The following is an 11,424-nucleotide window of genomic DNA, read 5'->3' as shown; positions in this document are numbered from 1 at the left end:
GGCATAACTTGTTGAATAAGAAACCGAGCATCATTGCTCGGTTTTTTATGCACGCCAAACCCAGTACACTTGCCACAGATATCTTGAGCACCTAACTCCTAATCCATTATGAAAAGAATAGTTGTATTAATCGTTGGTCTACTGCTTTGCATCGACAGCATTTGGCTACTTTGTTTAGGCGAAGACCATTTTGGGGTGCTGTTTCCACTCTTGCTTGGAGCTACGTTAATCCTAATTACTATTTTAAGCCCTCAGATTAAGATCTTATATCAGCAAAAAATCTGGTTTAAACGTAGTTGGATGTGTTTATGGGGAATATTTTGGCTGTGGCTTATTAGTTTGCTGGGATTTTTTGCTTATATGCAACACTACAGTAATCAAACGCAGTACATTCCAAATGTAAAAGCAATTATTGTGCTGGGCGGCGGTATTCAAAATAACCAACCAGCTCCTGCTGTCATTGAACGCTTAAACACCGCAGCTCGATTAGCAACTGATCATCCGAATATCCCACTGATAATGACTGGTGGAATTGGACTCAATAAAACACTATCTGAAGCTTCGGTTATGCAACGTTATCTGATACAACAGCAGCACATTCCAGCTTCACGTATTTATTTAGAAGAAAAAAGTACCAGCACCGAACTCAATTTTGCCTATAGTAAAACAGTGTTAGCAAAGCTAGGAATTGACCTAAATCAACCCATTGCAGTGGTCAGCAATGACTTCCATCTGCCCCGTGCTATCGCAATAGCCCACCACCAAGCATATCGTCAGGTATATGCAGTATCCGCTCCAACACCGCTATACTTACGCTATAACGCTTGGCTAAGAGAATATTTTGCCTATATCAGTGGATATGCATTAGGTGAATATTAATCAGCACCATTGGCTTGCTATAAAATTAATTTAAACGGATATTGCGCGGTAAAGGAAAGTCCATTTCTTTAAAGACTTCTGGTCGCTGCGTATATACCTGATATAAATAATTTTTTAAATCTAGTAACATTTTTTCAGGGGCAACCAAAATATTCTGCCCTTCTGGTGTTAAATCCAGCGACAAAGCAGTATTTTCTTGACGTAAAAAAGGAATGACTTTTTCAATAAAATCTTTAAGTGAAATTTCTTGAATTTCGTATTTTGCCCAATTGTCTTTAATCAGCAGTTTAGCCAAACTTTTATTACGCCACACAGCAAATGCTTTTTGGCCTGTTGGTGTTGCACACAAAGCCCAGCCATCTTGATACAGTGCGATTAAATTGCCCTGACCAACAAGGTGTTCAATAAATTGTTTATAAATATCTTGAGGATTAAAAGTTGTATTTTGTGTTTTAGACGCGGCCTTGCGCTGATAAGGATTTCTCATTATTGTCCATACAAATTAAAATTATTATACATTACGGATTTTATGGAAAAATTATGCAATAGGCAATATCAAAGCAGTGCGCTTAATAATATTTAAATTGAGATATATAGAAAATATGGTGGGCGCTGACGGGATCGAACCGCCGACATTCTGCTTGTAAGGCAGACGCTCTACCAACTGAGCTAAGCGCCCTGAGGAATAAAAACAACGCTGTTGTTTTTATGACGCAAGACAAACGAAATTTGTAGTCTTGGTATTTGAAACATCTTAAATCTCAGGAATTTAAGATATTTTAAGATAAATGGCGCAGCGGACAGGACTTGAACCCGCGACCCCCGGCGTGACAGGCCGGTATTCTAACCAACTGAACTACCGCTGCATCACGTTACTTCCGAGGAAGCACATTATACCTTAAAGATATATGGTGGGCGCTGACGGGATCGAACCGCCGACATTCTGCTTGTAAGGCAGACGCTCTACCAACTGAGCTAAGCGCCCTTTAAGGGTTTTGATTCTAGGAATGGCGCAGCGGACGGGACTTGAACCCGCGACCCCCGGCGTGACAGGCCGGTATTCTAACCAACTGAACTACCGCTGCATCACAAGAATCTGGTGGGCGCTGACGGGATCGAACCGCCGACATTCTGCTTGTAAGGCAGACGCTCTACCAACTGAGCTAAGCGCCCTCAATATGCTAAACTGTGTAAATGGCGCAGCGGACGGGACTTGAACCCGCGACCCCCGGCGTGACAGGCCGGTATTCTAACCAACTGAACTACCGCTGCACTTACACAATATCGCTATTGCGGATCAAACGATGTTTTTAGATTTAAAGTGGCGCAGCGGACGGGACTTGAACCCGCGACCCCCGGCGTGACAGGCCGGTATTCTAACCAACTGAACTACCGCTGCACTATAAATCTAACAATGAAAGAGTTTGGTGGGCGCTGACGGGATCGAACCGCCGACATTCTGCTTGTAAGGCAGACGCTCTACCAACTGAGCTAAGCGCCCTTTCAAAGCACTTCATCGCTTGATGAGGTGCATTATAGAGAATCCTCACCCAGTGTCAAACGCTTTTATGCCAGTTTTCCACTTTTTATGTTTGACTGATTAAAAAATAAGTAATCTGCTATAAAAATCAACATTTTCTGCTTATTTTTTAATTCAATGCATTCATTTCATGTAATGAATGCACATAAAAATGCTTTTTATTTTATATCGACTAGCCTTCACGGTATATTTATTTAGCGTGATATTCAATTTTCACTGTAAAATCGCATCATTTTTAAGCAACGTTGTTTTTAAAAAGCATTTTTGGACTTGCTATTTAAATTTAGGCCATCAATTGAATTGCTATTAATGAAAACTATAACGCTTGTCTTAAGCATTTCGCTTATTTCATAAATAGATGAGTCGTGCATATACCATCAGATTTGTGCTGATTTTAAATATACGGTCGCATCAACTGGGATCAATTCAAATAATTCCATCACATCTGTATTGCGCATACGAATACAGCCATGTGAAATAGGAACTCCCATCGGTTCTGTGTCCGGCGTACCATGAATGTAAATATAGCGCTGATAGGTATCACATCCCTCGCCTTGATTAAAACCAGCCTCTAAACCCGCCAACCATAAAATGCGGGATAAAATCCAATCACGTTCAGGATATTGCGTAGCTAAAGCAGGACTATAGATTTCACCCGTGGCTTGGCGTGCTTTAAAAACTGTATTTTGTGGCATGTCTGCACCAAATTTCTCCGCAATACGGTGCCAACCTCTTGGTGTCTTACCACTATTTTCAGTTTCACCTATGCCATTTTTACCACTCGAAATAAGATAGCTTTTATTGAATTTGGGTAGGCTTAAACGTTGCTGATCTAAATCAATCACAACGTCAACTTGATCTGGACTAAATTCCATCATGGCGCTTTCTCTGTTTCAATTTTTGTGGTTTTAGCACGTGATTCAGGTTCTGGACGTAGCCATAGCCAAATGGCAACCGCCAGCATGGTTACATCGGTAAATATTTTGACGGCCAAAGGTGCATTGGTAAACAGCATGACCACTGCACTTATAAACATCATGATCGATGCGAACCACTTTGCTTTACGTGGCACTGTGCCATTTTCTCGCCATGCACGAAGCGTTGCGCCATATTTAGGATGATTTAACAGCCATGCATCCATCTGTGGCCAACCTTTAGAGGCCGCCCATGCCGCTAATATCAAAAATACTGTTGTTGGCATTCCAGGTAAAAGTGCCCCGATGAAGCCCAATAGAACAAAGATCAACACTAAGCTTCGCCAAAACAACGTTTTCATACCCAGACCCAATTCGTACAATACGCTTAGTATAAAGCGTTTTTTAAGCTACACCGTTGCAATTCTGCATTATTGTCATAGCATACTGATGCTATTCTTATATTGAGGCCTAGGCCACCATGACTCAAATCTCATTGCCGTCTTGCTATTTTGAGCCATGGTTAAGCTATCAGCTGCCCTGTGTCAGACAACTGGCTTTTAGCATTGCTAGTCCAAATATTTTAACTCAACTTCCACCAGAGCTCGCACTTACACACCAATTTGAATTGCATGATGATCTTATCTGGCAACAGCACTATACGCGCTATATACCGCGCTTAGAGGCTTTAGATAAAGACCCAACTGAATTATTAGATTTTATACACCAACTCAAAAGTACCCGTCTTGGCCTGCGCTTTGAAATGTTGATTTGGTTTTGGCTACTTGATCGTGATTACCATCATTACGAACTAATTGGACACAGCATTCAAAAAATTGATGGCCCTAAAACGCTAGGCGAACTTGATTTTGTCCTTCGCAACTTAGAAACCCAAGAAATTGAACATTGGGAAATTGCGCTCAAATACTATCTTACTGAAGGTGATTGTTCACTGCCCTCTTGGTATGGTCTCAACCGCAGTGACACACTCAGTAGAAAGCTCCATCATTTCACACAAAAGCAGTTTCAATTTAACGACGCTTTAGAACACCGCATACAACGTAAATACTGCATGCTCAAAGGACAGCTTTATCTACCCGTAGATAAATCACATGAATTACCCGATTGGGTCAATCCAGCGCGTAGAATTGGTCGCTGGGGGCATTATATTCCCCATACAACAGAGCAGTATTATCGCTTGCAACGTCATGAATGGATCTGTGCACACGCAGCGCTTAGCAGTATCCCTGCATACTGGTGGACGGATGGTCTTTATAAGCAATCACATCAAGAAAATTACTATATGTATCGTCAACCAAATTTATTACAAACCCATTCGGGTTGAATTTTAAACAGCTCGAGATTTGTTTTTATTACATTTAATTACCGAACACCTATAAAAATTGCATACTTTTCACGCAGTGTATTTTTTAATCTAATTTTACGGAGAAAATTTATTATTCGTAAAACTGGAGAAACACATGAAGAAAATTATTGCTGCTTCACTTCTTGTAGCCTTTGCTTTAGCTGGCTGTAATACTGTAAAGGGTGTGGGTCAAGACGTATCTAAGGCTGGGCAAGCTGTAACAGGCACAGCAGAGCGCACTTCTGATGAAATTCGTCGCAATTAATGCGAATAAAATCGGCTTAATCGGCTGATTATTGAAAACCCTATTTAAATAGGGTTTTTTTATGTTTAAATTTTCCTTATCGTCAGGATTCGCCTATTATATTGCGACATTTTTGACTTAAAGATTCAGCATGACTTCATCAGCGACACTCGATCTAAGCCTACAGCTTTTACGTCAACCCTCAGTAACGCCAGTAGACCACAGCTGCCAAAACATTATGGCTGAACGTTTGGAAAATATTGGCTTTAAGATTGAAAATATGCGTTTTGACGACGTAGATAATCTTTGGGCACGTAAAGGCACTGAATCTCCTGTGTTTTGTTTTGCAGGACATACCGATGTTGTACCTACGGGTAATTTAGATGCTTGGGGTTCAGATCCATTCCAACCCGAAATTCGCGACGGTAAACTGTATGGCCGTGGTAGTGCTGACATGAAAACTGCCTTGGCAGCAATGGTCGTTGCTTCTGAGCGCTTTGTTGCAAAGCACCCTAACCATAAAGGCTCTATTGCTTTTTTAATTACTTCGGATGAAGAAGGCCCATCTATTAATGGTACGGTCAAAGTCATTGAAACACTTGAAGCACGCCAAGAAAAAATGACATGGTGTTTGGTGGGTGAACCATCGAGCACAAATACTCTTGGTGACATTGTTAAAAATGGCCGTCGTGGTTCACTCAATGCCAAATTAACAGTTAAAGGCAAACAGGGCCATGTGGCTTACCCACACCTTGCAGTGAACCCAATTCATACGGCATCTAAAGCGATTGCAGAACTGTGTGAAACTGTTTGGGACAATGGCAATGAATACTTCCCTGCTACGACATTCCAAATTTCAAATATTAACTCTGGCACAGGCGCAACCAATGTTGTACCTGGGACTATGACGTCATTATTTAACTTCCGCTACTCAACAGAAGTCACTGCAGAAGAGTTAAAGGCACGTACTTTAGAAATTTTAGACCGTCACAATGTAGAATATGACATTGAATGGACACTGTCTGGCTTACCTTTCCTCACTCCTGTGGGCGAGTTGGTCAATGCTGCCAAAACTGCCATTTTAAATGTGACAGGTGTTGAGACTGAGCTTTCAACCAGTGGTGGAACATCTGATGGTCGCTTCATTGCTCCTACTGGCGCTCAGGTGCTCGAATTAGGCGTATTAAATGCCACAATCCATCAGATCAATGAACATGTAAATGTGGCCGATCTCGAGCCTCTAGCTGAAATTTATGAACAAATTTTAGAAGGCTTATTGGCTGTTTAATTTTTACATAAAACAAAAAAGGAATTCCGTAGAATTCCTTTTTTTATGCCTCATGACATTAGGATTGAAGCTGCGTTTGTATGTAGTTCATATTTGGGATATGAAAAACTTTCTCCCCCATACGCACATATTGGAAAATTGCAGGATCGGTTAAAGTCTTATCTTCATCTACAATTTCAGAAATACGTAAACGAATCGTTTTTGGCATTTCATCGCACATCAATGCAAAACGTTGCTGTACGTCTTCACCTTCAATCACCAATGCTACACCAGATTTGCGCTCTGGTTGGTTGACCGCATATACAGGGAGTTTCAATTCATGCCATTGCACGAATTGCACTTTGGTTTCGCTGTCTAGTGCAGATAAAATGATGTTTTGTGGTAAAAGCATCGGCTCTTTACCATGACATTCAATAATATAAGCATCAATAAACCCTGTAGAAACAGTAATTAAATGCTGTAATTCTTGCTGATTAATTTTATCAGTTACTGTATTCACCGAAGTTTGTTCAGTCATAGATCAACTCCTGTTTTTCGGCAATCAACGCTTCAATGTTAGCAAGCAATTCCGCTTCTTGGAATGGTTTACCCATATAGTGGCTGACGCCCAAACTGAACGCACGCTCACGGTGTTTTTCACCCGTACGCGATGTGATCATAATAATTGGCAATTCTTTGTGGATGTCGTGATGTCGAACCAAGTTGGTTACTTCGAAACCATCCATACGTGGCATTTCGATATCCAGTAACATCAAGTCTGGTCTTACATTTTCAAGCTGTTCAATCGCATCCACACCATCTTTAGCGGTAATGATGTCATAGCCTTGACGCTCAAGCAGACGCGACGTTACTTTACGTACCGTTACGGAGTCATCGACAATCATCACAAGACGACGTGCATTACCATGACGGCTCAGATCACGCGAATCAGACACATGTTTAAGACGCTGCGTTGTTTGAATCTGACGAGCAATATTTTGACCATCTAAAATCAAACAAACTTGACCATCACCTAAGATCGTAGCACCTGCAATTGCTCCAATATTAGAGAACTGCTGACCAATTGGTTTCACCACAATTTGAGCACGCGAACCAATTAATTGATCAACCAATAATGCAATCGTTTGACCACTGTTTCCTTTAATTAAAAGTACAGGCAATGAATGAGAAACACTGCTTAAACGTGGTACTGGCTGGTTTGACACAAATTCAGATAGATAACGTAACTTGTAATTTTCATTATCAATTTTGAATGTATCTGCCTTGCTATTGAAATAGCTTTCTAAAGCTGATGGCCCAATACGTACAATACGGTCAATTTGTGCCAACGAAATCGCAAATTGTTGATCACCCACTTTCACCATCAAGGCATCACTTACAGCCACTGTGGTTGGTACACGAATCGTAAAGGTCGTGCCTTTGCCCAATTCAGACTCAACACTCACATGACCACCCAAAGCTTTGATTTCACTTTGTACTACGTCCAGACCTACACCACGACCAGAAATTTGGGTTACTTCCTTCGCGGTACTAAAACCAGGATGGAAAATTAACTGCAAAATTTCTTGCTTGTCGAGTACTTGATCGGCCTTAATTAAACCTTGGCTGAGCGCTTTTTCTTTAATTTTGCTCTCATCAATCCCTTTACCATCATCGCTAAATGACACAAGAACGTCTGTACCTTGGCGACTAATGTTCAGAACAATATGACCCACCTCAGGCTTATTCAACGCAATACGATCTGTCGTTTCCTCTAGACCATGGTCAATCGCGTTTCGAAGCATGTGCTCGAAAGGCGTAACCAGACGCTCTAAGATCGTACGGTCTAATTCACCTTCGGTGTTTTGCACCACCAACTCCGCTGGGCGGTTTAAGGTGGTTGAGGTTTGACGCACAATACGTTGTAAACGAGGTAACATCCGTGAGAACGGAACCAAGCGAGTACGCATTAAACTTTCTTGAATTTCTGCCTGAATACGTGACTGTTGTAATAACAAACCTTCTGTATCACGGATTTTCTCGGACAGCGTACTCTTAAAGTCCACCAAATCCGATGCAGACTCGGCCAATGATTTTGACAATTGGTTTAAGGATGAATATTGGTCCATTTCCAATGGGTCAAAATCAGCATAACGTGAGTTTTCTGTACCATGCTTAGCAAGAATTTGTGATTCAAGCTCACCGTCCATTCGACGTAGCTGGTCAGCTAAACGCTTAATCGCCAATTCCATCTCATTGAGCGTATTACCCAATTGCCCCAGATCCATCTCAATACGCGAACGGTTAATTGAGTTTTCGCCTGACAAGTCAATCATCTTCTCAACCAAATCAGCTGAGATACGAATCATTTCATTGCTATTATCAGTGGCTAATGTATCTGTCCATTCACCTTGCATAGAAGGTGGCTCTACACCATCACCCTGAATAAATTCAAAGTTACGTGTTGCTGAACCTTGACCATCCACACTGCGACGGCTTGGCAACTGTGCCGTTACATCGACGTATTCAATCGACTCTAAACTACGTTTAATACTATCGAAGTTGCTGTAATCTTTTTCGAAGATTCCTTGCTTCAACCAGCTGAGTGTTGTTTGTAGTAAGTCGTCGTAAGCGTTTGAGTTAAAATGATGAACCGCGAATTGCTCAAACGTTGTTTCCAACTGATAAGCAACAGCCGCGACTGGCTCATTTTCAACCATGCGCGCGCCACCTTTAATACTGTGGGCTGCACGTTGTAATTGAAGCAAAATACTACGGTCACTACGCTGATCAAACCATTGAATTAATAACTCAGCAGCTTGTTCCAGAATCTCTTCAGCTTCTTCCAGAAAGGTTTCTTCCACCACTGAAAGAAGTTCATCGTCCACCGATGTAGAAGCACTTGCTACTGAAGAACTTGGCTCGATGACTTGAGCAACTGGTTCAATCACAGCAGGTGTTTCAAATTCAATCGCTTCAATTGAAACAGTTGGTACTTCAAATTCAATGACTGGACTGTCTTCGACTGGTGCAGGGTGCACCTCAATGTCCACAACTTCAGGAGTACTTGCCACAGTCGCACTTGATTCGACCTGACCTTCAACAATGCTTTGGATATGGGTAAGGATATCAACAGCTTCAGTCGCAGCGTAGTCTACGCCCACATCACGAATCGTTTGAATACGATCTGAAAGATCATCTTGCACCAAACGAATGACTTGTACCAATGGCACAGTAGCTTGCATCTGACCACGAATTACACGTTCGTAAATAGACTCAAGTTCATGTGCAATTAAGCCAATATTGGTCGCTGAAATCATGTTTGCACCGCCTTTCAGCGTATGCAAATAGCGCATTAAATTATTTAAAGATCCTGTATTTGTTAGATCTTTATTCCAAGTATTTAAGTCGCTATCAATACCCGACAATAACTCATCAGCTTCTTCAAGGAAGATTTCAAGCAAATCTGGATCAAAGTCAGTATTTGAGTCTGTAGATTGATGCTTGGCTTGATCTTTAGCTAATTTTTGACTTAAGGTCGCAAAATCGATACCTGCAGTGCTGGTTTCAGCAGGCGCAGGAACATGGAGACTGCTTGACTCTACAGCTGTTGAGGCACTACTTGGTGCAATTTCAACTTTCGCACTTAATGTAGACAATACATTGCTACTTTCAGCTGTATCTTCAATATCTTGTTGTACAAATGCAGTTAAATCACTCAGCAACTTTTGTGCTTCATCTGATAATACTACACGCTGACCTGCAGCCAAGGTATCAAATAAATGAATAAATTCTTGATGTGCTTGAGCAAATAACTCATAAGCATAATCCAGATTTAACAGTTGCGGTTTTTGACGTAGATTGTCATAGCCTGATTTTAGCTCAGTGGTAAACTGATGAATTCCCACAGAGGCACGATTATCAGTATGTGCAAGTAGTTCATCTGCTTGCGTGCTCAGTGTTTCTAAGTATTCTGGGAATTCAGCTTTAGCTCGCGTATCAAACTCAAACTCAGCATCCAATAACAAATCAATATTTAATTCAATGAGTTTCGATACTAAACCTTGTGGTTGAATATCTGACTCCATACTTTCAGATGCAAAACCATAATCATTCCATGCATCATTGAAGGTATTGTAAATTGCATTTAACTGGCTTGTTTCACCCTTACGTAAGGTATGTAAAAAGTCGCGTACAAACTCAGAGTACTGAATCAGCAATGCAGTTTCTTTTGAAGTCGAACCGATTTCTTCTTGAAGCTGTGTTTTGAATAAATTTTCAACTTTAGAGCTTGCTTCAAAAATTTGATCGATTTGTGCCATTGATGAACTACCACGCAAAGTGTGTAGCGCACGGATTAAGGCATTATAATCTTGATGTTTGGTATCTTCTTGTTTCAAGAAGTTTTCAATTGTCTGCAGATGCTCTTCTGCTTCTTCAATGAAGATCGCAACTGTTTCTGCAATTAAATTATCTTCAGCAGGAAGTTCAATCGCTGCCAAATCAGGTGTTACAAATTCTGTTGTTTCAACTGCCTCAACTGTATCAAGCTCTAGACCTGTGACATCCGAAGAGGACTTTAAGCGAGTTGCCAAACCTAAGAGCTCTTGTAATGCTGGCTCTGGGCTTAGACCTTGTTGTAATTGTTGTCCTAAAAGGACAATCGGACGCAAATCAACCGTCAGCTCGGTGACATTTTTAAAGCTTGGATACAGCTTATATTGATAAACATTTAAAACCGTTTGAGCATAATGTTGAATCGTTGGGCTAAGCGTAAGCGAACCACCAATAACGCGGTTCAAAGTATCTTCAACTGTCCATGCCGCCTCACCCGCCGTCTTTGCGCCCACCATACGACCAGAACCCTTTAAGGTATGGAAATGGCGACGAATTGTCGTGAGCAAGTCTTTATCTTGCGGTTTGTCCAGCCAATCAGATAATAAATTATCAAGCTCGCCAAAAATCTCCTCGATCTCTTCAACAAAAATTTCTAAAATTTCTGCATCTTGATCGAGATAGCTATCCTCAGGAAGCGTTGTCGTTTCGACTAAATTTTTTAATATTTCTTTCATAGCTAAGGCTTCTTACGTTTTGCCACCAAGAAGGGTGCTCAAACTTAATTGTGACCATCACGCGAGACTTAACTTTAGAAAAAGTTAAGTTCATCTTGCCGATGCTTAGTCTGTTTCTTATTGGCATACCCTGCTCAATTGC

General features: G+C 41.2%; 9 protein-coding genes and 8 tRNA genes. 4 read left to right on the top strand and 13 right to left on the bottom strand.

Features of this window, described 5'->3' with window-relative positions; all coding sequences use genetic code 11:
- Positions 1 to 108 precede the first annotated feature (108 nt).
- Positions 109 to 879, top strand: a complete 771-nt coding sequence (locus DYI81_RS12005) for a YdcF family protein (protein WP_117007635.1) — start codon at positions 109 to 111, stop codon at positions 877 to 879.
- 25 nt (positions 880 to 904) lie between these two features.
- Here the strand turns inward: DYI81_RS12005 and DYI81_RS12000 are convergent, their stop codons facing one another.
- The 11 genes from DYI81_RS12000 to DYI81_RS11950 all read right to left on the bottom strand — a co-directional run bounded on the left by DYI81_RS12000 (position 905) and on the right by DYI81_RS11950 (position 3,695).
- Entirely contained in the window at positions 905 to 1,366 is a 462-nt protein-coding gene (locus DYI81_RS12000; RefSeq protein ID WP_106985062.1) for a DUF2750 domain-containing protein, read from the bottom strand.
- Between the two features lie 116 nt (positions 1,367 to 1,482).
- Positions 1,483 to 1,558: transfer RNA gene (locus DYI81_RS11995), tRNA-Val, on the bottom strand.
- A 110-nt stretch (positions 1,559 to 1,668) separates the two neighbouring features.
- Positions 1,669 to 1,745: transfer RNA gene (locus DYI81_RS11990), tRNA-Asp, on the bottom strand.
- Positions 1,746 to 1,788: 43 nt separating this feature from the next.
- Positions 1,789 to 1,864: transfer RNA gene (locus DYI81_RS11985), tRNA-Val, on the bottom strand.
- Positions 1,865 to 1,887: 23 nt separating this feature from the next.
- Positions 1,888 to 1,964, bottom strand: a tRNA-Asp gene (locus DYI81_RS11980).
- Positions 1,965 to 1,976: 12 nt separating this feature from the next.
- A tRNA-Val gene (locus tag DYI81_RS11975) sits at positions 1,977 to 2,052 on the bottom strand.
- 22 nt (positions 2,053 to 2,074) lie between these two features.
- Positions 2,075 to 2,151, bottom strand: a tRNA-Asp gene (locus tag DYI81_RS11970).
- 50 nt (positions 2,152 to 2,201) lie between these two features.
- Positions 2,202 to 2,278, bottom strand: a tRNA-Asp gene (locus tag DYI81_RS11965).
- A 26-nt stretch (positions 2,279 to 2,304) separates the two neighbouring features.
- Positions 2,305 to 2,380: transfer RNA gene (locus DYI81_RS11960), tRNA-Val, on the bottom strand.
- Between the two features lie 416 nt (positions 2,381 to 2,796).
- Entirely contained in the window at positions 2,797 to 3,294 is a 498-nt protein-coding gene (gene elsL / locus DYI81_RS11955) for a cell wall-recycling L,D-carboxypeptidase ElsL (protein ID WP_171356357.1), read from the bottom strand.
- On the bottom strand, positions 3,294 to 3,695 hold the full coding sequence (locus tag DYI81_RS11950; protein WP_106985064.1) for a YbaN family protein: 402 nt from the start codon (positions 3,693 to 3,695) through the stop codon (positions 3,294 to 3,296). Before DYI81_RS11950 ends, elsL begins: the two co-directional genes overlap by 1 nt.
- A gap of 119 nt (positions 3,696 to 3,814) precedes the next feature.
- Between DYI81_RS11950 and DYI81_RS11945 the strand changes: the two genes are divergently transcribed.
- From DYI81_RS11945 to dapE, 3 genes are all read left to right on the top strand, one after another.
- A complete protein-coding gene (locus DYI81_RS11945; protein ID WP_117007634.1) occupies positions 3,815 to 4,678 on the top strand; it encodes a DUF1853 family protein in 864 nt (287 codons plus the stop codon).
- Positions 4,679 to 4,814: 136 nt separating this feature from the next.
- Positions 4,815 to 4,964, top strand: coding sequence for an entericidin A/B family lipoprotein (locus DYI81_RS11940; protein WP_106985066.1), 150 nt, complete (start codon positions 4,815 to 4,817; stop codon positions 4,962 to 4,964).
- Between the two features lie 130 nt (positions 4,965 to 5,094).
- Positions 5,095 to 6,231 (top strand): succinyl-diaminopimelate desuccinylase, encoded by a 1,137-nt coding sequence (dapE, locus tag DYI81_RS11935; RefSeq protein WP_106985067.1) that lies wholly within the window; start codon positions 5,095 to 5,097, stop codon positions 6,229 to 6,231.
- 58 nt (positions 6,232 to 6,289) lie between these two features.
- Here the strand turns inward: dapE and DYI81_RS11930 are convergent, their stop codons facing one another.
- The gene (locus DYI81_RS11930) at positions 6,290 to 6,748 is read right to left on the bottom strand and encodes a hypothetical protein (RefSeq protein WP_106985068.1); all 459 of its coding nucleotides are present in this window, start codon (positions 6,746 to 6,748) and stop codon (positions 6,290 to 6,292) included.
- Positions 6,741 to 11,282 carry an Hpt domain-containing protein gene (locus DYI81_RS11925; protein WP_117007633.1) on the bottom strand — a complete coding sequence of 1,514 codons (4,542 nt, stop codon included), beginning with the start codon at positions 11,280 to 11,282 and terminating at the stop codon, positions 6,741 to 6,743. Before DYI81_RS11925 ends, DYI81_RS11930 begins: the two co-directional genes overlap by 8 nt.
- Positions 11,283 to 11,424 lie beyond the last annotated feature (142 nt).

This window comes from Acinetobacter sp. SWAC5 (assembly GCF_003419885.1).
GTDB lineage: Bacteria > Pseudomonadota > Gammaproteobacteria > Pseudomonadales > Moraxellaceae > Acinetobacter > Acinetobacter cumulans.
This window is presented reverse-complemented; position numbering and strand designations above follow the sequence as displayed.

Excerpts from the sequence above, each read along its gene's own strand:
- dapE (WP_106985067.1), top strand. The coding sequence starts at position 5,095 with ATGACTTCATCAGCGACACTCGATCTAAGCCTACAGCTTTTACGTCAA.
- DYI81_RS12005 (WP_117007635.1), top strand. The coding sequence starts at position 109 with ATGAAAAGAATAGTTGTATTAATCGTTGGTCTACTGCTTTGCATCGAC.
- DYI81_RS11950 (WP_106985064.1), bottom strand. The coding sequence starts at position 3,695 with ATGAAAACGTTGTTTTGGCGAAGCTTAGTGTTGATCTTTGTTCTATTG.
- DYI81_RS11945 (WP_117007634.1), top strand. The coding sequence starts at position 3,815 with ATGACTCAAATCTCATTGCCGTCTTGCTATTTTGAGCCATGGTTAAGC.
- DYI81_RS11940 (WP_106985066.1), top strand. The coding sequence starts at position 4,815 with ATGAAGAAAATTATTGCTGCTTCACTTCTTGTAGCCTTTGCTTTAGCT.
- DYI81_RS11925 (WP_117007633.1), bottom strand. The coding sequence starts at position 11,282 with ATGAAAGAAATATTAAAAAATTTAGTCGAAACGACAACGCTTCCTGAG.
- elsL (WP_171356357.1), bottom strand. The coding sequence starts at position 3,294 with ATGGAATTTAGTCCAGATCAAGTTGACGTTGTGATTGATTTAGATCAG.
- DYI81_RS11930 (WP_106985068.1), bottom strand. The coding sequence starts at position 6,748 with ATGACTGAACAAACTTCGGTGAATACAGTAACTGATAAAATTAATCAG.
- DYI81_RS12000 (WP_106985062.1), bottom strand. The coding sequence starts at position 1,366 with ATGAGAAATCCTTATCAGCGCAAGGCCGCGTCTAAAACACAAAATACA.